Source organism: uncultured Campylobacter sp. (genome assembly GCF_938045595.1).
GTDB lineage: Bacteria > Campylobacterota > Campylobacteria > Campylobacterales > Campylobacteraceae > Campylobacter_B.
The window spans coordinates 1-1,395 of the sequence record NZ_CALIBB010000305.1 but is presented as its reverse complement, the minus strand read 5'-3'; the positions used below and the strand labels follow the sequence as shown (position 1 = coordinate 1,395).

The 1,395-nt window shown below is 49.4% G+C and carries 2 protein-coding genes; both read left to right on the top strand.

Going from position 1 to position 1,395, the window contains the following annotated elements; translation table 11 throughout:
* Positions 1-278: 278 nt before the first annotated feature.
* Entirely contained in the window at positions 279-809 is a 531-nt protein-coding gene (gene tpx, locus Q0340_RS11705; RefSeq protein WP_298083455.1) for a thiol peroxidase, read from the top strand.
* A gap of 354 nt (positions 810-1,163) precedes the next feature.
* The gene (locus Q0340_RS11700; RefSeq protein WP_298083454.1) at positions 1,164-1,373 is read left to right on the top strand and encodes a hypothetical protein; all 210 of its coding nucleotides are present in this window, start codon (positions 1,164-1,166) and stop codon (positions 1,371-1,373) included.
* The last annotated feature ends 22 nt before the right edge of the window (positions 1,374-1,395 follow it).

Genomic DNA, 1,395 nt, shown 5'->3' with positions numbered 1-1,395 from the left:
AAAATTTTGCCTTCGACGCAGCCTTAAGGTTGGAGCGCAACTATCATAGACCTATATCGGATCGCAATCACCAGTGCTTTATGGCTAAGTCGCGGTATTCTCGGGCACTTTAATTGCACCGCCGCTTTACGCCGTAAAATTTTATCTTCGAGCAATCTACGTGCCGTTCATGTAGGCCTAGCTAACACCCAAGCTCGCTTGTTTTCAGATTTAGCAGGTGCCTGCTTTCACGGGCTTATAATGCGCCCGTTTTAAATATTTCAAAACAAAGGAAAATTATGCAACAAACCAAATTGCAAGGCGTAAGCGTCGGTCTTTCGGGCAGCGAGCTTAAGCTTGGAGATAAGGCGCCAGAGGTTAGTCTGGTCGCGGCCGATCTTAGCGAGGTCAAAGTCGGCGGCGGCACGGGCAAGGCGCAGGTCATCATCGCCGTGCCGTCGCTGGATACGGACGTGTACGCGACCGAGACGCGCAAATTTAACGAGCGCGTCGCGAGTATAAAAAATACCGAGGTTTTCGTGATCTCGATGGATCTGCCGTTTGCCGCGGGCAGATTTTGCTCGACCGAGGGGATCAAAAATTTACGCGCACTAAGCGATTTTCACGATAAGGAGTTTGCGCGCGCATACGGCGTGCTGATCGCGGACGGCGCGCTTGCGGGGCTAACGTGCCGCGCGGTTTTCGTCGTGGACACCGCGGGCAAGATCGCCTACAAGCAGATCACGGACGACATCGTAGATGAGCCCGATTACGACGCGGCGCTGAATGCGGCGGCGTTTGCGAGCGGAAGCGCTGCGGCGCAGGGCTGATGCAATTTCTAGGTCTGCGGTGCAGACATCTGCTCGCTCAAATTTAGCGGGTTTAAAATACGCGGACGGGCGCCCTGCTCACCCGTAACTTTAAATTCTAAAATTCCACGGCGCCCTGAAATTTAGCAGGCCGCGTCTGAAATTTCGGCGGATCTGGGTTCGTGATCCTATTTGCGCAGTTCGCAATAGAATTTTAAAATTTCAATCCCCAATCAATTTATAAATTTATCTCATATTCGGCGCACTTTTTTATCTACTCACGCATATTATGATTTGAAAAAACAGCGCGCGATCGGGGTTAAATTTTAGCGCAAAAATACAGGCGGCAGTATTGCGAAACTAGACGAGGTGCGGATGAAATTTGCGATGGGAGCATATATGCAATACGTGACCGAGCAAATTTTAGACGCAACGACGTATAGTAAAGCGAGACAATGCGCGCTATTTTTCTTTAGACGAGGCGGAAATGAGCCGAATAAAGGAGCGCAATCGTGGGCTTTGGATGGAATTCGCGGTAAAATAAGGTGGAAAGGCGTAAATTTTGAAAATATTCAAGACAGATGATGTGTAGTTTCGATAAATTTTT

Excerpts from the sequence above, each read along its gene's own strand:
- tpx (WP_298083455.1), top strand. The coding sequence starts at position 279 with ATGCAACAAACCAAATTGCAAGGCGTAAGCGTCGGTCTTTCGGGCAGC.
- Q0340_RS11700 (WP_298083454.1), top strand. The coding sequence starts at position 1,164 with ATGAAATTTGCGATGGGAGCATATATGCAATACGTGACCGAGCAAATT.